This window comes from Roseburia sp. TF10-5, from assembly GCF_003462365.1.
GTDB classification, from domain to species: Bacteria; Bacillota; Clostridia; order Lachnospirales; family Lachnospiraceae; genus Roseburia; species Roseburia faecis.
The window spans coordinates 1-22,559 of record NZ_QTYW01000022.1; the positions used below are offsets into that span (position 1 = coordinate 1).

At 39.9% G+C, this 22,559-nt stretch carries 25 protein-coding genes and 1 pseudogene; 2 read left to right on the forward strand and 24 right to left on the reverse strand.

Going from position 1 to position 22,559, the window contains the following annotated elements:
* Nucleotides 1-286 precede the first annotated feature (286 nt).
* Entirely contained in the window at nucleotides 287-406 is a 120-nt protein-coding gene (locus tag DXD06_RS17595) for a putative holin-like toxin (protein ID WP_226948254.1), read from the forward strand.
* 311 nt (nucleotides 407-717) lie between these two features.
* On the opposite strand, the gene DXD06_RS14840 is transcribed toward DXD06_RS17595, so the two are convergent.
* From DXD06_RS14840 to DXD06_RS14910, 16 genes and pseudogenes are all read right to left on the reverse strand, one after another.
* The gene (locus DXD06_RS14840; RefSeq protein ID WP_117832827.1) at nucleotides 718-1,104 is read right to left on the reverse strand and encodes an IS200/IS605 family accessory protein TnpB-related protein; all 387 of its coding nucleotides are present in this window, start codon (nucleotides 1,102-1,104) and stop codon (nucleotides 718-720) included.
* 286 nt (nucleotides 1,105-1,390) lie between these two features.
* Nucleotides 1,391-2,683 (reverse strand): ATP-binding protein, encoded by a 1,293-nt coding sequence (locus DXD06_RS14845; protein WP_117832829.1) that lies wholly within the window; start codon nucleotides 2,681-2,683, stop codon nucleotides 1,391-1,393.
* Between the two features lie 271 nt (nucleotides 2,684-2,954).
* The gene (gene tnpB, locus DXD06_RS14850) at nucleotides 2,955-4,058 is read right to left on the reverse strand and encodes an IS200/IS605 family element RNA-guided endonuclease TnpB (RefSeq protein ID WP_117832832.1); all 1,104 of its coding nucleotides are present in this window, start codon (nucleotides 4,056-4,058) and stop codon (nucleotides 2,955-2,957) included.
* A 67-nt stretch (nucleotides 4,059-4,125) separates the two neighbouring features.
* Nucleotides 4,126-4,275: a transposase gene (locus tag DXD06_RS18200; protein WP_442969670.1), complete on the reverse strand. Its 150-nt coding sequence runs from the start codon at nucleotides 4,273-4,275 to the stop codon at nucleotides 4,126-4,128.
* The gene (locus DXD06_RS18205) at nucleotides 4,262-4,408 is read right to left on the reverse strand and encodes a transposase (RefSeq protein ID WP_442969671.1); all 147 of its coding nucleotides are present in this window, start codon (nucleotides 4,406-4,408) and stop codon (nucleotides 4,262-4,264) included. Before DXD06_RS18205 ends, DXD06_RS18200 begins: the two co-directional genes overlap by 14 nt.
* A 301-nt stretch (nucleotides 4,409-4,709) precedes the next feature.
* A complete protein-coding gene (locus tag DXD06_RS14860; RefSeq protein ID WP_278308222.1) occupies nucleotides 4,710-4,859 on the reverse strand; it encodes a Fic family protein in 150 nt (49 codons plus the stop codon).
* 184 nt (nucleotides 4,860-5,043) lie between these two features.
* Nucleotides 5,044-5,364: a type II toxin-antitoxin system RelE/ParE family toxin gene (locus tag DXD06_RS14865; RefSeq protein ID WP_314733830.1), complete on the reverse strand. Its 321-nt coding sequence runs from the start codon at nucleotides 5,362-5,364 to the stop codon at nucleotides 5,044-5,046.
* The gene (locus DXD06_RS14870; protein WP_055068768.1) at nucleotides 5,351-5,641 is read right to left on the reverse strand and encodes a type II toxin-antitoxin system Phd/YefM family antitoxin; all 291 of its coding nucleotides are present in this window, start codon (nucleotides 5,639-5,641) and stop codon (nucleotides 5,351-5,353) included. Before DXD06_RS14870 ends, DXD06_RS14865 begins: the two co-directional genes overlap by 14 nt.
* Nucleotides 5,642-6,186: 545 nt before the next feature.
* On the reverse strand, nucleotides 6,187-6,921 hold the full coding sequence (locus DXD06_RS14875) for a MerR family transcriptional regulator (protein WP_117832834.1): 735 nt from the start codon (nucleotides 6,919-6,921) through the stop codon (nucleotides 6,187-6,189).
* Between the two features lie 127 nt (nucleotides 6,922-7,048).
* Complete coding sequence (locus tag DXD06_RS14880; protein WP_117832836.1) at nucleotides 7,049-7,246, reverse strand: hypothetical protein; 198 nt, start codon at nucleotides 7,244-7,246, stop codon at nucleotides 7,049-7,051.
* Between the two features lie 27 nt (nucleotides 7,247-7,273).
* The gene (locus tag DXD06_RS14885; protein ID WP_117832838.1) at nucleotides 7,274-7,609 is read right to left on the reverse strand and encodes a DUF3784 domain-containing protein; all 336 of its coding nucleotides are present in this window, start codon (nucleotides 7,607-7,609) and stop codon (nucleotides 7,274-7,276) included.
* A gap of 59 nt (nucleotides 7,610-7,668) precedes the next feature.
* Entirely contained in the window at nucleotides 7,669-8,202 is a 534-nt protein-coding gene (locus tag DXD06_RS14890; RefSeq protein WP_199535233.1) for a hypothetical protein, read from the reverse strand.
* A gap of 116 nt (nucleotides 8,203-8,318) precedes the next feature.
* On the reverse strand, nucleotides 8,319-9,407 hold the full coding sequence (locus DXD06_RS14895) for a sensor histidine kinase (RefSeq protein WP_117832840.1): 1,089 nt from the start codon (nucleotides 9,405-9,407) through the stop codon (nucleotides 8,319-8,321).
* Nucleotides 9,400-10,062 carry a response regulator transcription factor gene (locus tag DXD06_RS14900; RefSeq protein ID WP_117832842.1) on the reverse strand — a complete coding sequence of 221 codons (663 nt, stop codon included), beginning with the start codon at nucleotides 10,060-10,062 and terminating at the stop codon, nucleotides 9,400-9,402. The genes DXD06_RS14895 and DXD06_RS14900 overlap by 8 nt, the downstream gene beginning before the upstream one ends.
* On the reverse strand, nucleotides 10,062-10,703 hold the full coding sequence (locus tag DXD06_RS14905) for a nitroreductase family protein (protein WP_117832844.1): 642 nt from the start codon (nucleotides 10,701-10,703) through the stop codon (nucleotides 10,062-10,064). Before DXD06_RS14905 ends, DXD06_RS14900 begins: the two co-directional genes overlap by 1 nt.
* A gap of 128 nt (nucleotides 10,704-10,831) precedes the next feature.
* A pseudogene (locus DXD06_RS14910) lies at nucleotides 10,832-11,134 on the reverse strand (DapH/DapD/GlmU-related protein); the annotation flags it as partial.
* 339 nt (nucleotides 11,135-11,473) lie between these two features.
* Here DXD06_RS14910 and DXD06_RS14915 point away from each other — a divergent pair.
* Nucleotides 11,474-11,938 carry a DUF2798 domain-containing protein gene (locus DXD06_RS14915; RefSeq protein ID WP_117832846.1) on the forward strand — a complete coding sequence of 155 codons (465 nt, stop codon included), beginning with the start codon at nucleotides 11,474-11,476 and terminating at the stop codon, nucleotides 11,936-11,938.
* A 141-nt stretch (nucleotides 11,939-12,079) separates the two neighbouring features.
* Here DXD06_RS14915 and DXD06_RS14920 read toward each other — a convergent pair whose 3' ends face one another.
* From DXD06_RS14920 to DXD06_RS14955, 8 genes are all read right to left on the reverse strand, one after another.
* The gene (locus DXD06_RS14920) at nucleotides 12,080-12,565 is read right to left on the reverse strand and encodes a GNAT family N-acetyltransferase (protein WP_055068759.1); all 486 of its coding nucleotides are present in this window, start codon (nucleotides 12,563-12,565) and stop codon (nucleotides 12,080-12,082) included.
* Between the two features lie 322 nt (nucleotides 12,566-12,887).
* Nucleotides 12,888-13,475, reverse strand: a complete 588-nt coding sequence (locus DXD06_RS14925; RefSeq protein WP_117832848.1) for a cytidylate kinase-like family protein — start codon at nucleotides 13,473-13,475, stop codon at nucleotides 12,888-12,890.
* A 2-nt stretch (nucleotides 13,476-13,477) separates the two neighbouring features.
* Complete coding sequence (locus DXD06_RS14930; protein WP_117832850.1) at nucleotides 13,478-14,857, reverse strand: MATE family efflux transporter; 1,380 nt, start codon at nucleotides 14,855-14,857, stop codon at nucleotides 13,478-13,480.
* A gap of 157 nt (nucleotides 14,858-15,014) precedes the next feature.
* Entirely contained in the window at nucleotides 15,015-16,208 is a 1,194-nt protein-coding gene (cytX, locus tag DXD06_RS14935; RefSeq protein ID WP_117832852.1) for a putative hydroxymethylpyrimidine transporter CytX, read from the reverse strand.
* Between the two features lie 51 nt (nucleotides 16,209-16,259).
* Entirely contained in the window at nucleotides 16,260-17,054 is a 795-nt protein-coding gene (thiD, locus tag DXD06_RS14940; protein ID WP_022045137.1) for a bifunctional hydroxymethylpyrimidine kinase/phosphomethylpyrimidine kinase, read from the reverse strand.
* 250 nt (nucleotides 17,055-17,304) lie between these two features.
* Nucleotides 17,305-18,393, reverse strand: coding sequence for a GGDEF domain-containing protein (locus DXD06_RS14945; protein ID WP_117832854.1), 1,089 nt, complete (start codon nucleotides 18,391-18,393; stop codon nucleotides 17,305-17,307).
* 52 nt (nucleotides 18,394-18,445) lie between these two features.
* Complete coding sequence (locus DXD06_RS14950) at nucleotides 18,446-21,073, reverse strand: sensor domain-containing phosphodiesterase (RefSeq protein ID WP_117832857.1); 2,628 nt, start codon at nucleotides 21,071-21,073, stop codon at nucleotides 18,446-18,448.
* A gap of 4 nt (nucleotides 21,074-21,077) precedes the next feature.
* Nucleotides 21,078-22,553 carry a TRM11 family SAM-dependent methyltransferase gene (locus DXD06_RS14955; RefSeq protein WP_117832859.1) on the reverse strand — a complete coding sequence of 492 codons (1,476 nt, stop codon included), beginning with the start codon at nucleotides 22,551-22,553 and terminating at the stop codon, nucleotides 21,078-21,080.
* Between the last annotated feature and the right edge of the window lie 6 nt (nucleotides 22,554-22,559).

Below are 22,559 nucleotides of genomic sequence, written 5' to 3' on the forward strand. Positions count from 1 at the left end.
GAAAAAGAAATTTTTTGCTAATTTATGGTTGACTTTTCATAGCTGGTCTCCTTCGATTTTTATTCTTATTATTAATATGTGTTTCCCATTTTTATGATAGAGCACTTTTGTTTCACTATTAATATGTGTTTTTATTTGGAAAAAATGAAAAATCACGCTGTCGAATATTGTTGAAACCCTTATGTTGGTATGATACAATTTTCTTACGGAAAGCCCATGACAGGGGTGGTAGCCTCCCGAGCTTAATGACAGTTTACTGGAATACATAAGAAGGGAGGTGGCGCATATGACAGCTTATGAAATCATTACGATTTTCATTGGGATATTAGCTTTGTTGATGTCTTTTGGTAGTTTGATTATTGCGTTTCTTACCTTTCTCGATAAGAGAAATAATAAGAAGAAATAAAAATGCCTTACCTGTCGGCAAACAGGTAAGGCTGTGCTCATAAGAGCAAAATGCATACTTGGGAGCATCCACTTTTGGAATGGATACTATCCGAACTGAAAGGCATCTGTTCCAGCAGGTGTCTTTCTTTATATTCAATATAGCATAAAGCATTTGATATTTCAAGAAATTTTGGAGACTGTTTTAAATAAAACACCTTATACAACGAGTGAACTACATCGGTAATTGAATTACCGAGCATCCGATATATATGGCTTCGCCATACAGATTCTGGGTGCGTCCATGACACCTTTACTGCTACCTTTTGGGGGTTACACAGCTACTTTTATGATCAGGGGAGAAGATAATCCGGTAACGGATATCTTTTTCTCTTTGTCGCATCCGGCAAAATATTTTCTCATAATGTTATATGCCCCTACTGCATCCGCATTATATACTGATAACTGGTCCTTATACAATCCCCTGTTCGTTCTGTTACATTTCTTTGCATATTCTTTTGTTACTTGTGGTGCATGAAGTTTTTGATTTGTCACTTTTCCCAGATTCTTATTCCTTCGAATATTTGTGATATCGCCAATAATAACCGTGTGGATATCATTTGCTTTACAATAATTCACTACTGCTCTGGTCACTTTATGAAGATAGTCGTGAATACAGTTTCGCCTGTACTTTACCGACCAAACCACATGGTAATTAATGTTGTATACGCAAGTGCGTGAATGACGCTTAGAATATTATTCACATGTAGGTTTATCCTCCGGGGATGACGGAAATAAAAATTAGAATATCATTCACTTGTAAAAAGCCACTGTAAAAGGTGGCTTTTGGTTTAGGTAAGAGATTAAATACTATAGAAGAAAGAAGGTGTCTGCTTGGCAGAATATACACTTTACATAGACGAAAGTGAAACATTTAATAAATCTTTTTCCCAGTAATAACTGGTACTGTTTTTCAAATGATTCATTTGTAGTGAAGCCTCGTATATCAAGTGCAAAATACACTATATAATGGCACAGACTTTATCCCCTTTACCATTCCAAAATTTCTTGTTGAAATCCTGATGGCATAAACCGGATCATATTTTTCCATATAAACCATCATACTTTTCGCTTTCACATGATTTCCCGCTTTACATTCAACCGGAATTACATGACTGTCTTTTTGTATCAGGAAATCTACTTCTGCCGTATTATCTGACTCCCAATAATGAAGATCATAGCCATTCGTTTTCAATGCAATCGCAACGTAGTTCTCTGTCAATATACCACGAAAATGCTCTGTTTCCTTACTCCTCAATGCTTCCAGCGTCATTCCCATTCTGGCAGACATAATACCCATATCACTATAGTATAATTTAAATGCACTCACATCCTGATATGCTGCAACCGGATAAAATCCCTGACTACATTTCATACACTTATTTACAATTCCAGCCCGAATCAGCCAGTCAATTGCATCTCCATATTGAGATGCACGCGCGCCCGATTTTATCAACTTATACTGGAACTTTTTAGCGTCTTTTGCCAACTGCGCCGGAAGGGAATCATATGCTTCAAAAATGCGCACTGTATCTGACTTATTCGCATATTTTGTCATATCCGCAATATAAGAGTTTAATAACATCTGTCTGATTTCCGTCTGCTCTATAGGACTGTCTTTTGCAAGGTCGGCTTTCACCGCTGCCGGCATCCCCCCAACAATACAATAATGATAAAATTCCTGCATAGCCTCCTCATGGAGCATCTCATTCAACGGCTGATTATTTTCATAATGTTCCCGGATCGTGTCTGTAAGCATCTGTTTCCCTTTTGCCCACAACACCTCTTCCAAATCCATTGGATACATGGTCAGCATCTGAACTTTCCCAACCGGAAATGAATATTTTTCCCGGTTCACCGCCACACCAAGCAGGCTTCCGGCAGCCATTACATGATATTCCGGAGCTTCTTCTGAAAAATATTTTAGCGAAGTTAATGCTCTTTCACACATCTGAATTTCATCAAAAATTATGAGTGTATTTTCAGGTACAATCTTTACCTGATAGTATTTTTCCAAAACAGCTATCACATGATCTGCATGAATATCTGTTTCAAAATATTTTCCAATTCTTTCGTCTGTTTCAAAATTTACATAAATCGTATTCTTGTAATATAATGATCCAAACTCACGCATTTCAAATGTTTTTCCAACCTGACGTGCACCATAAATAAGCAATGGCATTCTTCCATCTGACATATTTTTCCACTCATATAACTTAGACGTTATTTTACGTTTCATGCGTATGCATTCTCCTTTCCCAAAATATTTTGGTGTATTTTAATGTATTATATTACATCTTTTCATATGAATCAATGTGTTTTTTCACATTTTTATACAATATCACATAAATCATACTTACGCATGCGCAATAGCCTGAAACATAAATTTATCATCCCCGATTGTGTGAACTACCCATTGTCTTAAGCCAATGGGCTTCCTGCTTCATCGACCTCGTAACCTACTATCTCCACAGGCGTTAATTTGGGCAGTCCCTGCCCTATATATTTCTTTATGCTATTTGTCTTAATCCTTCTGTCAGTATATTTTTCGCGGCATTGATATCCCTGTCATGTTCTGCTCCGCATTTCGGACATATCCATGTCCTCACTGACAAATCTTTTGTATCTGGATTCTGATACCCGCAAACAGAACATAATTGACTACTAGCATAAAATGTATCTATTTTGATGTATTTCCTGCCATTCCATTTTGCCTTATACTCTAACTGTCTTGTCAGCTCATACCATGATACATCACTTATGGCTTTTGCCAGATGATGATTTTTTACCATGTTTTTTATCTGTAAATTCTCTGAAACTATCACTTGGTTTTCGCTGATAATCTCATGTGAAACTTTATGTAGATAATCTTTTCTTATATTCCTTATTTTCTCATGGCATAATGCTATCTTTTTCTTTGTTTTATAATAGTTCTTACTTCTCTTTCCTTTATGTGACAGTTGCCTTTGCAGCTTTACAAGCTGTTTCTCGTATTTTTTTATAATTTTTAGATTCTCATATACCTTCCCATCGGAAGTAATACATAAATCTTTAATTCCTAAATCGATTCCTATGTTATGATTTGTATGTGCCAGTTCCTTATGCTCCGTTTCTGCAAGTATGGACACATAGTATTTTCCACTGGAAACCTGCGAAACGGTCGCTGACTTAATCTGCCCACTATATTCCCTGTGTAACCTTGCTTTTACCGCTTTTAATTTTGGCAATTTTATCTTCCCTGTCTCAAAATCTACCGCAATATTTCCATTTGTGAAGTTTGTTGTGTATGATTTATGGTTATCGTGTTTGCTCTTGAATTTCGGATATCCTGCATGCTCCTTAAAGAATTTTTGATATGCAGCGTCCATGTTATAGATTGCGTTGGTCAGAGCAAATTTATCTATTTCTTTTAACCATTCATAGTCTTTCTTTAATTCTCTGTTACAGTAATTATTACAATCCGTTTTACTAACTGACTTTTTCTCTTTCCCGTATATTTCTTTCCGATATGCCAATGTCTGATTGTAAACAAAACGGCAACAGCCAAATGTTTTTGCAATCTGAATTCTTTGTTCGCTATTAGGATATATCCTGTATTTATATGCTTTTAACACCTACTGTCGCCACCTTCCTACCCTTGATTTTCTATATATTTTTGTGGCATCTCTTCTGAAACATTTCCTACACTGCAGACAAAATATGATATGTTGTATAACTCTTCATCAGATTTACTATTTTACTGATAGACATTGTTGGTTCTGTTTCTATCATGTAATGAATATGATCTTTATCTGTCTCCATATATCTGATAATGACTTTATCTTTTGACATATCTCATAAGAAACTGCTTTATATCATCTGATATTTGTTTTGACATCAGCAATTTCTTTCTATACTTGCATACGAAAATAATATGATACTGTAACAAATATTTGTGTCTGTTTTTTGATTTCCACGTTCCCATAACGCAAGTATCGCACAAACCTCCGCTTCCGGCTACCTTAACCCGCCGTCTAAAGCCAGTGGGATTGCGGTAGCCCTATTTCAAATATCGTACCGGATTTTTCTATGAAAAGCATAGGACTGTGATGACTATAGCTGAAAATGTCCTTGCAATCAAAGATGACCAGGCCACCCCGGCAACTCCCGCATAAGGTACAAATACACCGATACAACTGCCAATTCTCTGCCCCTGGCAGTCTGTTTCAGTTCATGGATAATACGGCTTCCCACGCATTAAAGTTCACATTTCTATATTAATCCTTTTATTTTCTCACATATCTCTGATTCCTGCTATTCGGTTTATCCGGAATTGTCATTTGCACAATTCCAAGTTCCAGCGCCGGGTTCATGTAATTCTTTCGAAATGTTTCCCTTAATTTTAGTCCTAACTTCTCCATAAGCCATATATGCATTTTTTACTTCCTGAATCTCCTGCCTGTCCCCCAAAACGATTCTTCCGTTTATAACATCTCTTACCTCTGACAGTGATAATGAATTTGCCTCTATTTTTATTCCAACATTTTATTTGTAATTGTATATGGTGGTTTATAATTCGCCATATTACTTCCTTATCTTGCTTATTATCTTACCACATTTTTATAACCCTCGTATTATATTTAAATAATCCTGTCGTTGATCTACAATAGCATATACAACTACTTTTTTATTACCCTCATCAATTTTGTAAAAAACAAGATCTTTTTCTAAAACAAGGACTTTATATCCCTGCCTCTTAAGAACCAAATATCTTGGATCTGTTCCAATATACGGATCATCTCCCAAATCAAGAATTCGTTTCTCAATCTGATCAAGCTTCTCAAGTGCAACTGTATTTCCAAAATTCTGAGCAACGTACAAGATTATTTTTCTAATGCCGGCATCCGCTGTATCAGTTCTAATTATCTCATACTTCATCATTATCCTCCTGAAGCATTTTTCTCAAGTCATCAAATGTCTCAGTTATCGGGGCTACTCTTTCATTTTTCACATCATCTTCCGCCTCGGCTAATACTTCTAATAGTTCTATTCTCGCTTTCATATTTTTGTATTCTTCATACGAAAGTGCAACGGTATCGCCTCTACCATTTACTGTAATAATAACTGCTTCTTTGTTTTCCTTACATTGCTTTGATATTTCAGCATAATGATTTCTCAAATCAGCAGATGGTCTTATAGATTCTTGTAATGTTAACATATTAGTCACCTCCGCTTATAGTATATGCAAATTATATCATAATTTACATATGGCAACAATATCTTTTTTCAAACTTAACATTCAAAATAAAATTTATTTTACGAATCACTTTACACGGAACTCCCGACGCAACCACTTCTGCTGCTGCCAAAGCCAATACAAAATGGTACTTGCCTATTTCTCTTAAATATTTGCTCGATTCTTTTGCGCTTTCTACAAATTCTGTCGAGGATGTATTCAACAACACTGATAAAGGGATGAACCAACCGCTACAAAGACCGGCTCAATCCCCTCAATGACTGCGCCCTTAAAGCTGACCGGTGACTGTCCAAGCATTGCAAAGACCAGGGATATCTGATTGTTTCAAAACCCAAACACAGCCTCAAGAAGTGCCAGGATCTTGTCACCAGGTTTAAAAATATCAATACTTGTTGTTCACCTCTTTCCTTTTACTGCAGGGCATGAAAAAAAGCACTCTAACCTGTTGTGGCTAAAGTGCTTGTAATCCTGTTATTAAATTATTTATGAGTCAGACAAACCTGAAGTTATTTTTTGCTCATATAAAATATATCAATGGCTTTACTTGCAAACTCCGCAGTGCCTGTACCACCAACATTGTCAATATTTTCCGTAAATTCTCCTCCACCAGCATACATTCTTCCAAGACCACATAAAATCTTATCAGAACATGTATAAAAATGATTCGTAATGTAATCCTGAAGTTTCTTTACCTGCAACTGCACCTGCTCATCTGCCGGGTTCATTTCCTTCATTTGTCCAAATTCAACAAATAATTGCATAAACTCATTGGCGGCAGTAGCTTCGTCATCTTTCGTCCAGTTCTTTGTTTTCTCTTCAAACTCCTTGAACTCAGAGGTTTGTCCCCATTGTTCTTTTGCTCGTTTAGAATACTCATCAATCTTTCTTGTATCAAATACTTTAAAATCCATATATTTCACTCCTATTCCTTTTATTCCTCGAGCGAAACTAATAAGATTTTCAAGATGCTCCTTTTTCATCGTAAGCAATGCAATCTGCTGCTCTAATGCTTTGTTCCTGTCAAAGTTAGGAGCATCGATTATCTTTTTAATCTCCTTAAGCGGAAATTCCAATTCTTTAAACAGTAAAATTTGTTGCAGCCTTTCCAAGGATGTATCGTCATACAACCTATAACCTGACTCTGTATATTCAATAGGTTTTAAGAGTCCAATGGTGTCGTAATACTGCAGAGTGCGTATACTCACTCCTGTTAATTTACTTACTTCATTCACCGTCATCATTGTCATTTCCTCCTCTCGATAAGCATACTCTAAACTATTACGTTACGTAGGAGTCAATAGTTTTTCAAAGAAATTTTCAAAATTAAACAGCTTGGTAAATATCGATTTTCCAGCAATACACAGGAAATTATTTATCATCTGTATTTGTTTTATTGTTTTCCTTTTTCTTATAAGCCGAACCTAAGCAAAGAAATGCGGAACCAAGGCTTAACCATACTATAGCCATAGTATTTTCATTTCCACTCGTTAAGCCTATAGCTGATACTATCAAAAACAGAGCTGATACAACATAAAATAAGATTGATTTGTTTATTCCTTTTTTCATAAATAAGCATCTCCTGCAAACAATAATTTATTTTAATAAATATTTTTTAAACGCTTTATGATTATCAAAGTGGACTTCTCTAAAAAACAGAACTAACCAAATAATATAAGTTGGTATAGCCATATACGGGGTTAAAAAGCAGGATAATATCGCTCCTACCAACATTATAACAGTCCATATGAAGCACTGATTTCTTATATCACGAGAGATCTGAGCTTTATCATACATTGCCTGTTCTTCTTTAGAAAATGAATTAAATCCTGAAACAAATTTAGCTGCTTTTCCCTTAAAAATCGCAAACAACACACCTATAATTACAAATGGTATAATCAAAATTATACATGACCAAAATCCTATATTCATAATACATACCTCCTCTTAAAATACCAATTTCTCAGTTTCAAAAACTGGAATCTGTCGTATTAGAGATACCAAACCAATCCATTTTCTGTTGCCTGAATCATTGCCCCCTTCGGTACCTTTCGCAATATGATTAAAACATCCATAAAAGAAATACTGTTGTGCGTAATCCTGATTTTATCCCCCGGCTGCAAATGATTTTTCTCCATAAAATCACCGGTTGCATATGCATGCCCCGGCTTGATCTGGGTAATCTGCTTATTCTCTTTATCAAAGAATTTAAGCCGGCTATCCTCGATGGACTGGTAAATAACAGAATTCTTTGCCTCCAGTTTTTCTCCGTGCATATCTTTCAGATTGGATTTTTCTCCGAATACAACCGGCTCAATGCGATAATCCCGGATGGATTCCATCTCATGCAGGATCTCATCGATGGACGCTTTGCTGTCCGCACCCATCGAGATGACCACATAATCGCCGATCCCCGCCTTATCCAGATAGGAATCCGTTCCGTTCATGACGGAAACAACATTGCTGATTCCGCTCGCTACGAACATCGTTGCCAGCAGAATAAAACAAAGCAATATTGCGTTCATTACTTTTTTTCTTTTCAAATCTTTTTTCAAAATACGAAAAAGCATTTTAACGTTCCTCCCCTCGTTTGATGTACTCATCTTACAGGAGAAATTATTAAACAATCCTTAAATGCACATTATGCCTTTCGCACAACAACTGTCGCGCAGAAATCATCTTCCTTAATTTCCGCAAATACTTCCCCATCCATTTTTTGCATCAACTGCCGGCTGATATACAGTCCGAGTCCCGAACCATCCGCCGAGCCGACATTGCTTCCGCGATAAAAAGAATCAAACAGATTTATGAGTTCTTCCTGCTTTAAGCTGCATCCGGAATTTCTTACCGTGATCAGTCTGCAGTCCTCTTCCTCCGAAAAGTCGATGGAAATACGCTTGCCGTCCCCGTATTTGATCGCGTTTTCCAAAAGGTTCTGCAACACCTCGATCAGCCGGTCCGCATCCCCTTTCAGCAACAGATCCGTGTAGGATGCAATCTGAAATCCGGTATGTAAATTATGCAGTTTTTCCTCATAAAGTCCCCGGATCGCATCGATCACATGGGACAGATACACTTCCCCCGGATTGACACTCAGTTGCAGGAAATCCTCTCTCGATGCAAGTGTGATCTCATTGACATACTCCTCAATCTCTTTTACGTTTTTTCCAATCCCCTGACATGCTCCGACACACTGCTCCCCGGTCGTATAAAGATCCTCTTCCAGTGCCTTCGCATACAGCCGGATCGCAGATAACGGTGTCCGGATGTCATGTGTCAGAGAAAGAACCAGCGTCTTTTTTTCTTTTTGCAACGCGAGTTCTTTTTCTTTGTTGTTCTCCAGTGTTTCGCGCAGCATATCCATTCCCCATAGGAATCTGCCTAAGAATTTGCTTTTTTCGGCTTTGATCGGCACCGAAAGATTTCCTTTCGCCAGCTCCTCGGTCAGCGATTGCATCTGTTCAAACGGCTTTATGATCTTCTTTCCGATATAACAAATCAGAAAAACAGACAGCAAAAACAGAATTCCCAAGGCAATATCCATGAGAATCCAGGTTCTGTCGTCTGTCTGTGTATAAATGATCCTGTAGATTGTTCCGGTTTTATCCTGCACACGCGAAATGCACGGTTCCTGATTATTTGCTGTCACATAATAAACGATATTCGCAAGTGCAATAATAAGCAGCTCCACTCCACAAAACTTTGCTGCAATTTTTTTGTAATTATTCATATCGGTATCCCGTTCCCCAAACCGTAATAATGTGTTTCGGCTTCTTCGAATCCTTCTCGATCTTTTCCCTCAGCCACTTGATATGTACCGTGAGCGTCTGCGGCTCCGATTCACTGTCGCTTCCCCAGATGCGGTTGAACAGGTATTCTTTCTTCAATGTCGTTCCTTTATTTTCGACCAGCAGTTTCAGCAGCTGGAATTCCTTTTCCGTGACATTGACCGGTGTTTGGTTCACGGTGAGTGTCTGCGTGACATTGTTCAATTTCAGATTGTCGCATACGATTTCGTCCAATGCATATTTTCGTTTGAAAATGCCGTTGATCTTGGCAATCAGAATATCGATATCATAAGGCTTACAGATGTAATCATCCGCGCCGATCTGCAAGCCTTTTAATGTGCTTTCCTTGTCGTCTCTTGCAGTCGCGATCATAATATGTGCGTTTGAAGTCTCCCTTATTTTGCAACAGACGGAATAACCGTCCACCCCCGGCAGACCGATGTCAATCACAACAAGATTGGCACCGTACTGCTCAAAGATCTGAAGTGCCTTCTCCCCGGTGTCCACAAGGCTCACCGTATAATTTTCTTTTCGCAGGAAATCGCACAAAAGTGTTCCGATCTCCCTGTTGTCCTCTACGATAATAATGTCCGGCATTATTTTACCTCATGTCCTGTCACGGCCTCAAAGTGATATTTTACAATTCCAAGGTCAATCCTGGAATAAAAACCACCAAGATTTTTGGCTGTTACAATTCCGTTTTTCAGTTCAAAATAAAACTTCTGCTGATTGACAGCAGTTGGTGCAAGACTTACCGCTTCCATACCTTTTTCAAAACATTCGTTCTTCTGATCCGCCTGTCCAAGTTCTGCGATACTTTTGCTTTTATGTGGAACTCCCTGTGTTTCTCCATATCCCAGTGAGATAATAATGAGTAGCTTCTGTCCTCTTTTGATCTGCGCTTTTGATTTTCCATGCGTCATTGCCACCCAGCAGGTATTAAGCCCAAGTTTCTGACATTTCAGCACAATCTTCTCGCCATAATATCCTGCCTTTTCCTGATCATTCTTATTTCCGACAATCGCGATATAATTCTTTACATTTTCAAATTTTCCGTAATGAGCCATAAATGAATCAAAACATTTCGGTTCATCGTAAAAAACCTGTATCGACAGTTTACTTTCCGCATTAACATCTTTTATCAACGCATTGATTTTTTCTCTCTTTGAAGATTCAATTGCCTGATTTTTATACTGTCTTACGCTGTGTCGCGCTTTCATGGTCTCTAATATATCCATTTTAATATCCTCGCTTTCGTTCAACTGATTAAACCGAGTATACCATATCTTTAAAAAAAAAATTCAATGGTAAAGAAAATCGAGACCATTATAACTTTTTAACTTTCTTTGTTAGTTTTATCATAGTTCTACAGATTTTCCCAGTCAATCTTTTCATTTTTATAAAAGAATTCATGATCATGTTCTCCGATTTTACGCAGCACACGACATGGATTTCCTACCGCAACAACATTATCAGGAATATCTTTTACAACAACACTTCCTGCGCCAATTACTGAATTTTTTCCAATTGTAACTCCCGGAACTATAATAGTCCCTGCGCCGATCCAGACATTTTCCCCAATATGAACGGTCTTGTTATACTGCATCGCATTTTCACGAAGTGATGGCTCAATCGGATGATTCGCAGTTGCTATCGTAACGCTTGGACCAAACCCATATGATTTTCCTCCATTGTTGCTGTTCTTATCCTCGTTACTCTTACCTCACTCCTACCAATATAGCATGCATAGAATTTATTAACAACCGGAAACGCCATAGAAAACAACCGTAAAAAATTTTTTACTTGACTTTAATTTCATTTTTCTGCTAAAATGCAAGAGTTGTAAAAACAAATTAAATACAAGACACATATCAGACAATAAATGTCACCTGTCCACTGTCAGACGGACGGGCAGCATTTGTTGTCTTTTTTTGTTGTCGGAAAGGAAACACTATGGTTATGAAACTCATTCTTGATGCGATTCAAAAATACAACGGAGGAAAAGAAAATGCCTAGAACACGAGGAGAATCCATATTTTTTACAGCGATCACCGCATGGATGATGGTCTATGTCATGACAGTCTATAACACGGTACTCGCAACAGGAAGCTTTACAAATACGACCTTTCTTATTGCATTGAAGGGAATGTGGATAGAGTATATCATCATCGGATTGCTTGCCTATTTCGTGTCCGGTCATCTCTCAAAAATGTGCACCTTCCGCGTTGTCCAGCCTGGCGACCGGCCGATTTTTATCATCTTTGCGATCCAGACTTTCACGGTAATCTGGCAGGTTGCATTCGCCAGTGTGATCGGTGTCTATCACGGACATGGATTTACCGCCAACTTTATACCGGATTATCTTATGACCTATTGCAAAAATTTTATCATGGCATTTCCGCTGCAGCTTATTTTTGTAGGACCGCTTGCAAGACTGATCTTCCGGACATTATTTATCAATCATAAGAAATAAAAAAGCACCAACGAGATTCAGAATGACGATGAGAAAATCGTTGCAAAAACAATGTAAGCTATTTATATGCAAAAGCAATCAAAAAATCAATCGTAAAAAAATACGATTGATTTTTCGATTACTTATACGCATTACAATGAATTAAAAAGTCAGCCGCATCTGATGCCACACAGCGTTTCCGTGTGTGGATTTATCGGACACGCCTTCATCAACAAAACTAAATTTTGCATAATACTTGATCAGTTTTTCCTTGCAGGTCAACACAAGACCTTTTCTGCCCTGCTCTCTTGCATCCTTGATTGCACATTGGATCAGTTGTCCTGCATATCCGTGTTTACGATAATCCGGAAGTGTATTGACACCGAATATCATCTGCCATGCACCATCCTCGTTGTGCATAGCAGCCTTCTCATACATTTCATCTGTCAAATCTGCCTCATCGGTTACAAAACCATCTACAAATGCGATCAGTTTGTCTTCCTCCAACATAATCCAGAAGTGATTTCCATAATACCGGATTCGACCGGCAAATTCTTCTTTCGTTGCAGCCTCCGCTGCTGGGAAACACTCTGCCTCTACATTTGCAATCTCGTTAAGATCATCCATGGTTGCTGTTCTTATCTTCATTTCTCATTCCCCTAATTTTCATTCTTTCCCTTAAATTTTACCGCATTTTAAGGACAAGTCAATCCAACAACACTCCCTGTGCTCCACTAATATATAAAGTGTGTATCAACGAAGCCAGTTCATCTGTTTGTTGGTTGATAAACGTTTCTCTAACTTTTATAATATTGTACAACACAGTGTTGGATAATGAAAGGAAGAGTTATATGAATGCAATTATCATTTATTATTCCCGTTCTGGAAATACTGAAAAAATAGCAAAACAACTTCCGTCAGATCTGGGTGTCACATGTATGGTATCTCTTAATTGCACATTTGTTTTCTTCTATTTCTTGCAATCCATTATGATCTTCTCACACAGATCATATCCAAGCTCGGAACTGTTCAGTGACAATGTATAATTCTTTGCCATCCCCCACTTCTGATCCGTATAAAATCGATAATTTGTCATACGCCTTTTATCGATATCTGCCATCATTTTTTCTGCTTCCTCTTCGGTAACATTATACAGTTTACAGATACGCGCCACCTTTTCCGGCATATCCCCATGTATAAAAATATTCAGCACATTATCTTTGTCTTTTAAGATAAAATCCGCATTCCGTCCTATGATCACACAGCTTTCCTTTTCCGCAATCTCCAAAATCACTTTTCTCTGCGCTTCATACACCATATCTTCCACGGATTTTCCGGTGATGTCACGTCCTGCAAACGCATAGGCAAGCAGTCCTTTCTTTGGAGACAATTCTGCCTTTTCTTCAATATATTCCGCTGAAAATCCGGACTGCTCCGCAATCTGTGCGATAATATCCTTGTCATAATACTTTATGCCAAGCTGCTTTGCCACTTCTTTTCCAATAAAACGACCACCGCTTCCGAACTCTCTGCTGATCGTAATAATTCTTTTTGCCATAATCACATCTCCCTTTCGCTTAAAACATCTACTTTTGTTTTACGGATTCTCTTTAAAAATACATAGCCGGCCAGACACGCGATAAACTCTGTGATCGGGAACGCCCACCAGATCAGCGAAACTCCCATCTGTCCGTTTCGGACGAAAATAGAGAAAATGCCTGCCAACGGCAATATAATTACAAGCTGTCTAAGCAGCGAAATCACAAGCGACTCGATGCCTCCGTCCAATGCCTGATAAATTCCCTGATATGCGACATTGATTCCTGCAAAAAGAAAACTGATAGAAATAATGTGCATTGCTCCGATAAAATATTCTCTTGACTGCCCTGCGTTGAATAAAGTTGCAAATGCACCCGGGAAAATTTCCGTGATCGCCACACCAAGAACCATAAGTACGATTGTATAAATCAGTCCGTACTTCATACCATCCTTAATTCGCTTTTTACTTCCCATCCCATAGGAAAAAGCGATGATCGGTGTGATCGCATCCCGCAGACCAAATGCAAGGAACAACACAAACTGCTGCACTTTATAAAACAATCCATATGCGGTCTGCGCCGAAGGATTAAATTTTAAGATCAGATTCATTACATAAACCATAATAGACATCAATGCCTGTGCAATGATCGCCGGAAGTCCGATCGAATAAATCTCTTTTATAATTCCACCCTCCAGTTTCATGTATTTTGTTCCATGCGCAAATTCTTTATTTAATTTCGTATGGAAAATAAAGAGTAATACTGCCGATGCAACCTGTCCGATTACCGTCGCATATGCAGCACCTTCTACTCCCATTTCAGGAACAGGTCCGATCCCGTAGATCATGATCGGATCAAGAATAATATTTACCACTGCCCCCACAACCTGACCGATTGTAGAATAAAGTGAACGTCCGGTTGCCTGTAATAACTTTTCAAACAGGGAAAAGAAGATAATTCCAAACGAAATCACACAACATATCCTGAGATAGCCGGTTCCCATCGAAATTACTTCCGGATCAACCGTCTGCGATGAAATATAGGCTTTCACTCCGAAAATTCCAAACAACAGACATACCGCATAAATAATTACTCCAAGAAATAAACTGTTTCCCGCAACTTTTGCTGCTTTTTTGCTGTTTCCCTGTCCAAGTGTCCGCGCAAGAAGTGCATTCGTCCCCACACCGGTTCCGATTCCTACCGCTACCATGAGCATCTGCACCGGAAACACCAGCGTAAGTGCATTTAAAGCGGCTTCACTTCCCTCCTTCATGTTTCCGACAAAGGCACTGTCCACAATATTGTAGACCGCCTGCAATGCCATCGACAAGATCATCGGTATTCCCATCTGTACCATGAGCTTATTGACCGGCATCTCCTTCATCCTGTTTCTTTCTGCCATCTTAACTGAATCCTCCTTTTTCTACATAAAAAAAGCATGTACTTATCTCACAAGCTGGACTTACGCTGATAAGCTACACACTTTTTCATGGCATTATAAAATTAAAAACGAGCAACAAAACTGGATTTACGCTCGTTTGCTACTCGTTTGAAAATTATTATATTTCTCTTTTTTCTTTTACTGCTGCTGCAATTTTCTCTACAATCACACAGACAATTACGGTAATCACCATATCCGGCAGCGTATTTCCAACCGGTGTATCCACATGCATCAGCACCCGGTACAATACAAAACCGACCAGCCACACCACAAGATTTCTCCACTGAAAAGCGGATTCCTCAGCATCTGCTTTCTTTAAAATGAAATAATCTGCAATCTGCACTGCAATCATCGGGGCAAATACAGAACCAATCAGATACAGGAAATTTGTAATGTTATCCATCGGATAAACAATTGCTGCCACAGTTCCAATCACGGTAACAACAATCGCTGCCCATTTCTCCTTAATTTTTGAAGAAATGGAAACACTTGAAACTCCTGCGGAATATGCATCCAGAAACGTCGTCGTAACCGTGGAAAATACAATGATGAGAAGTCCCACAACGCCAAACCCTGTTTTTAACATAATCTGCGCAATATCATATTCGCCGGTAAAAATAGCAGCCCCCATACCGATCATATACATAAAAATGCTGACCAGACTGTAGACAACCACACTGACAAGTGTTGCGGCAAACGGTTTTTCTGCTTCTCTTGTATAATCACTGATCAGTGGCAGCCAGGAAAGCGGCATTGCCACGGCAAGTTCCACAGCCGCACCAAATGTAAGACTTCCATCATCCACGACCGGAGCCGCGCTTCCGGTTCCAAAAAAGATCACTTTAAAAAGAACCAGAGATAAAATAAAAAGTGCGGTCATGGCAACCGTATTTAACTTGCCAAGATTCGTAAGTCCGACAAAAATCCAGACAACAATCAGTGCGCCGATAATGATCGCCCATACCCAGATTCCGGTATGCAAAACCCCGTCTGCCGCAAGTGCTCCGTCATAAATCATAATTGCGGTCCACCCTACAAGCTGTAACACATTTAAGACAGCAAACAGAAGGCTTCCTCTCTCGCCAAAACTCATTTTCACAGTTTCCATGGCACTTTTTCGTTCTTTCGCTCCAATCATTCCTGCTGCAAACATCATAAGTCCGCCGATCAGATGTCCCAGTAAAATTGCTGCCATGGCTTTTCCAAATCCAAGCGGTGCAAAATAAGTACCTGTCAGTATTTCCGCCAGGGATACACCTGCTCCAAACCAAATTAATCCGTTACTGAACACGGAAGTTCCTTTTTTTTCCATTTGTACACTCCTCTTAACCTATGATAAACCCGGCCTCACATTTGCCGGATACTAATATTCTCCTTCAATTGCAAATGCATGGTCCATTGGTCCGCTTCCTTTTCCAAGGTCAAGCATGGCGGCAAGTGCACCGGAAATATAATTTTTTGCATACTTCACGGACGTTTCAAGGTCTCTTCCTTTTGCAAGGTTTGATGCAATCGCAGAAGAAAGCGTACAGCCTGTCCCGTGTGTATTTGGATTGTCAATCCTCTTTCCCTCAAACCATACCGGCTCTTTACCCTTCTGGTAGAGCAGGTCATTGGCATCATTTAACTGATGACCACCTTTTAATAAAACGGCACAGCCCAATGTGTCACAAATAATTTCTGCTGCTTTTTCCATATCTGCATCGGTCTTGATCTGCATTTCGGAAAGCACTTCCGCTTCCGGAATATTTGGCGTAATCACCGTTGCAAGCGGTAATAATTTACTTTTCAATGTGCTGATGGCATCCTCACTGATCAGTCTTGCCCCACTGGTTGCCACCATGACAGGATCTACGACAATATTTTTTGCGTGATACTCTGTCAGCTTCTGCGCAATCGTCCCAATCAGTTCACCAGAAGCAACCATTCCGGTTTTAATCGCATCCGGATAGATATCCGTAAAAATACTGTCCAGCTGCTCTGCCAAAAACTTCGGGGTTACCTCCATAATATCTGTTACACCGGTCGTATTCTGGGCAGTCAAAGCCGTGATCGCACTCATTGCGTAAACATGGTTTGCTGTCATTGTCTTAATATCTGCCTGAATGCCGGCGCCTCCACTGGAATCACTTCCAGCAATTGTTAATGCTGTGTACATAACATCCTCCTTATCGTATCCCTTTGTGCATTAATTTTATATAGCGACTGAAGGTGGTGCCCCCAATCTGCCGCTGCATGTACTATATTACACACCCTCTCCGGAAATGCAAGAGGTTTTTTCATGGATCACATGCAGGACATCCCTCAAAGCCTGTTTTCTTCCCGAACCTTTGCCGGCTTCTCTTCCTTTCTGATAAAATAAATAAAAGGAACCAGCATTTGACAGATGCCGCTTCCCTGTTATAAGACTAAAAAGATTCAACCTCAGATGTCAGGCTATGTCTCTTACATAATTGTTTGTTTTCGTACATATAAGAGTCAGCCTTATCGAGCAATGTCTGAATTGTATATTCACCGTTGTTTGTGGATAATGCCCATCCATATGCATAGTCAATCAGCATTTTGTCTTCCCTGTTGTTTAACCGGTCTTTTTCGAGACATAAACATTTTAATATTTCCTCAACCTCTGTTTGGCTTGTATGATAAATAACTGCCATAAATTCATCTCCACCATATCTTCCAACAAAGTCTTTTTCCGGAATCACATTGCGCAAAAGCCGGGCAAAATTCAATATTAACTGGTCTCCTGCCGAATGTCCCATTGTATCATTTACCGTCTTTAAATTATTCAGGTCAAACATTATACATGCGGTAGGCTCACTAATTATTTCTTTATTACCAAGAAGTTCCTTACAGGCACTTTTGTTTGGCAATCCGGTATGGGCATCTGTATATGCCCTGTGTTCTAACAGCTTATTTTTCACCGCCATCTTCATTGCCATCAGGGTCTGCACAATAACCAATATCACCAGACACAGCATATCAAACGCAGACAGAATCTCTATGGTGCGAATCTTTGTGGCAATCTTTTCGGAATACTTTTCTGCTGCAAATACAGTTTCATCTGCCATCTTAAAATAAATCTCACTCATATTGACAATATCTGTATTTTCATATCCCACACTTCTTACGGCTTCAATTTCTGTTTTCAATTTTTCCCAGTAATCACTCTGAATTTTTAATTTTTCCTGATATTCTTTGTCATAGAGTTTTACCAGTTCATAATGTCCATCCTGATATCTTAACCCACTCAGAATATCATCCAAATATTTCATTAATTCTTCATTCCGGTTTTCTGTAATTTCTAATTTTACTTCACGCTGTGTAGCTCCACGTACCAGACCTGCATAATTTATTACACGCGCTGTCCCTTGTAACCAGCTAATCTGTATCATCATAAAAATAATAAGAATTACCAATACCAGGATAAGGCAGCTTTGTATAATACCAATTATATTTTTACTTTTCTTATCAGACTGTCCTTTCAGATTAAGCATTTTTCCTCCCATTGACAATCAAACCTGTTCTTCTGCATACATAGCATTCACCTTATATCAGATATTTCTTTTCAAATTCTTCAATCTTCATCGGCTTTCCATAAAAAAATCCCTGAATCATACGGATTCCCATCTTTTTTACAATATCTCTCTGGCGCTTAGTCTCCACACCTTCCACGCATACGCGTACATTGATGGCATTTGCCAGTTCCGATACCATCCGCACAAATGCATTGGAAAAGTCGTCCTCTCCAAGATGTTCAATAAAACAACGGTCAATCTTGATCACATCCAAAGGCATCTCACGGATATGATTGAGGGATGAATATCCTGTTCCAAAATCATCCAGTGCCACGCGTACACCAAGATTCCGGATCTCACTTAATATCTTCTTCATCCGGACCATATCATTAATCGCCAGGCTTTCCGTTACTTCCAATGTCAGATTCTGTGGTATGATACGGGTTTCTTCCAGAACCTTTGCAACCTTCTTTACAATGTCATTCTGCAACAGCTGTACAACCGACAAATTTACATTGACATGATACTCCGGATGCCCCATATCATTCCAGTATTTACACCGCAATGCCGCATTTCTCATGACATACTCCCCGATTGGATTGATCAGTCCCAGATATTCCGCAAGTGGAATAAAATCCGCCGGATTCACAAATCCAAGTGCACTTGAATTCCAGCGGATCAATGCTTCTGCACCACAGCATGGCTCTCCCGGCTGACAGACATCAATGATCGGCTGATAAAACACTTCAAATTCCGTGCATGCATTCATGGCTGCAGTACGCATATTTTTCTCCAGATCCAGTCTGCGGTATGAGGAAGATGCGTCCATCCCATCATAGTATTCCACGCGGTTTTTGCCCCTGCGTTTTGCCGACAACAGGGCAATATCTGCTTTACGGACAAGTTCTTCCACCGTTTCTCCATCCTTCGGGAAATATACGATCCCCATACTTATGGTGCAATAATAATCTTCTCCCTTTAAAAACCATGGTTTCTTAAATATGGATGTCACTTCCCTGACAATCCGTTCCAGCTCCGGATACACGGAATCCGGAATAATCACAACAAACTCATCCCCTCCCATGCGGTAACAGGTATTCTCAATCCCATCTATCCTGCGCAGGCTATGGGAAATCGCTTTCAACAGAATATCCCCATACTGGTGTCCCAGCCCGTCATTGATATGCTTAAAATCATCCAGTCCCATATAAAGCAACGCTCCTGTTGCATCTTTTTCCCGGGTCTTTCGTATAAACTGTCCCAGATCCTGTTCGCAGCGCATGCGATTAAACAACCCTGTCAGGAAATCATTGTTCGCCTGATTTTCAATTTCTTTCTGATAAATTTTCTTTTCGGTAATATCATAGAGTGTACACATGGCAACTTTTCTGCCATCCACCCAGTCAATCTCGGTCTTATGCACATCCAGCCAGCGTTCCTCAACAACCGAATAAATTTCCTCATAATACTGGCTGCGCTTTGTTTCCCGGTCGGAAAACAGCATTTTTTCCAGATGATTTCCCGCGATACTGCGAGAGAAAAGTTCTTTGAATTTGTGATTCATATAAAGAATTGCATGGGTATGGTAATCAACCACATATATTCCACATCCGGTATTTTCCAGAATCGCCTCTAAAGATGTATAGGAACTTGCCAGCGAATTCTTTGCAATTCTTTTAAGCATGATGCTCTGCACAACTCTTCGCACATCACTGACAAATTTGATATCTCTGTTCTCCCAGATTCTTGTTTTTTCATTATCATACACGCAAAAATACATCGCCGTGCGGTTTTGTATTTCAATCGGTTCAAAAATTCCGGCACTGATATGACAGGTTTTAAATAAATGTGCAAACGGTTCCGGCATGATGGAGTCCGATGAGATCATATAAGTTTTACCATTATAAAACGGCAGTGCACCGATCGGAATATGCTGCCCCTCTGCAAGAATGGACTTGTCTGGTTCTTTTGTATACTCGCAGATCATGTCTGCCGTATTTTCCCCTGTATTCTCGCGCAACAGACATCCACCGGAAATTTCCAGACTTTCACATGTCTCCCGCAAAATATCCTCAGCCACTTTTTCAAAACTGTTATCCGAATCCATCATCTGCAAAATTTCGGTCATTGCCCGGCTGCGGTGCAGCTGGTATTCCATCGCCAGCTCGGAAACAGAACTCTTTTCAACCGCTTTCTGCGCGATCATCTGATTTCTGCGACTCTCAAACAACTGTCCGGAAAGCAGTGATAGAAATTCTACCGATGCGTAAAACTGCTCCTCCGTCGTAATAAGCATTCCCTCCGGCAGATGAACCTCTGGTGTCAGCCGCTCCTTTATAATGCCCATAACAATCCAGACAACCTGCAGCTGATCTTCTACTTTTGTGGAAACAGCACACAATTTCATGAAATCCTGTGCTGTTTCCCGCTCCACAACCGTTTCCATCCGGTCATGCTGCATCTGGTCTACCAGTTCCATGTAGGCATGTTTATCTACCTGTGTCCGTAAAAACCCCACCTGTTCTTCTGTTCCAAACGGTTTTGTCACAACACCTTTATTCTTATCCACACACATCAGATACAAATGATCTGCACAGCAAAACTGATCCTGCAGCTGCTGTAACATTGATATATCTATCAGATTCGTATCATCGTTCATGCCATTACCTCTTTACTCCTATAATTAACAGATAACATCCTGCCTTACTCTGCATACAATATTCTTCCAAAAGAGAGAATTCCCTGTGAAGACGCAGCTGTTTCTTCACAAATCCAATCTCTCCTGTATACATTACAATCACAGCCTCCTTTTCCAGAATGGTTAATGCTTTCCGGAAAAATTTCTCATACAGACGGTCCAGCTGCTCCCGCGTCATTTTTCCCCGCACCGGCATATTGGTTACAATCTCATCAAACAAATAATCATGTTTAAAATCAAAGAAATCCCTGTGTATGAAATTGATCTGTTCTCCTGCCAGAGCCGCATTCTCCCGTGCTCCGTCAATTGCCTCCCCAAAAATATCCGTACCATATTTTTCACGTGCCGGAACACGGATATCCCGCTCAATCAGCATGGTGCCCACGCCGCAGAACGGATCAATAATCTGCGCATTCTCTTTCAGATATGGTGCTGCCAGTTCCATAATCAATGCCGCAAGGGAAGGGTGCATGGAAGCGGCAATTGCATGTTTCCGGTACGCAAACCGGTGATCCGGAATAGTATAAAATTTCAGTGCCGGGAAAAACTTTCCCTCACGATTTGCAATCAGTCGAAGTTCTACCTCATAATCCCCCGGAGAATTCACCAGTTTTCCATCCGACAACTGTTCAATGGCAGATCCAAGCTTTTTGACAAACCGGCTTCTCTGTTCCAGTGTCATTGCGGATCTGCACTCAATCCGAAAAAAGAATGGCTTGTCCTCCCGGTGGTATTTTGCACAGATTGCAAGCATTGGCTTCCACACCGTCTCTGCTGCTTTTTCCGGTTCCTGCTCCAGAAGTCCTTTGACCGGAAGTAAAAACAACATGTCCCGATATGTGCGGATCTGCAACAGCTGCAACAGATCATCCGTCTGTACAATCACACCGAGCGGATGCGCCTTTCCACCGGTCTGATTTTCCAGTATTCCGCGATGATTGCGGTTTGTCACCAAAAGTACATGATTGTTATTTTGTTTTATATCAAAATGATGGGTATCGATTCCTTCATACTGAATCAGGATTGCCCGCAGTGCCCGCAGTTCTGCTTCCCGGTGTTTCCGGTTTTCTTCGGTGACCGGCTCTCCTTCCAGCTCTGCAAGACGATCTTTCAGCTGCGAAAGGATTTCTTCTGCATGAAGTGCCTTCATGGCTTCCAGATATGCACTTTTTACGAACAGTGTCTGTTCCCGGGTATATGCTTTCCAGAGCGGCTGCAACGCATTCTGTACTGCCAGGTCTCCCAGAAGAAGTGCTGCATTCTTCCGCGTCTTTGCATCCTCTTCCTGTAAAAATCCAAACACCAGATCTTCATGCCCGCGTACAAATTCTATAGCCTGCGCTTTTTGCTCTTCCGTTGCTTCTTTCAGGCTGGCACGCAGAGCACTCAGATTACTCCTTACATTTTTCTTTTCCTGTAATTCCGTAAATAGTTGTATCAAAAATTT